The 441-nt window shown below is 61.7% G+C and carries 1 protein-coding gene; it reads left to right on the top strand.

Annotation, left to right across the window (positions count from 1 at the left end):
• Positions 1-441 (top strand): IS66 family transposase zinc-finger binding domain-containing protein (locus tag AACY45_RS28685; RefSeq protein ID WP_339548853.1); only part of this gene is annotated, 441 nt, incomplete at both ends.

The following is a 441-nucleotide window of genomic DNA, read 5'->3' as shown; positions in this document are numbered from 1 at the left end:
CGGAAAAGCTGGACGATGATCAGCTACAGCTTGTTTTGGAGGACATCGAAGAGGCCGTCGCGGCTCTCGAAGCAGCCGAGGGTCGCGCCAATCCCAGAACCTGCGAGAAGAGAACTGCCGAGCGCAGAGCCAACCGTGGTCAACTGCCGGAGCATTTGCCGCGCATCGTCGAAACCCTGATGCCCGCTGCAACCTGCTGCCCTTGCTGCGCAGGCGTCCTTTTTGAGATTGGGAGCGATGAGAGCCAGAGGCTGGACGTGGTACCGGCGCAGTATCGCGTAATCGTCACCCGCCGGCCCAAACTGGCCTGCCGCGCCTGTCATGGCGTCGTTCTCCAGCATGCGGCGCCCGAACGATTGATCAAGGGGGGACTGCCCACCGAGCGGCTGGTCGCGCATGTGGTCGATGCCAAGTATCATTGGCATTTGCCGCTTTATCGTC

Source organism: Pseudomonas sp. RA_35y_Pfl2_P32 (genome assembly GCF_963970735.1).
In the GTDB taxonomy this organism is placed as follows: Bacteria; Pseudomonadota; Gammaproteobacteria; order Pseudomonadales; family Pseudomonadaceae; genus Aquipseudomonas.
Note: the sequence above shows the minus strand (reverse complement) of the source record. Positions and strands in the feature narration are given on the sequence as shown.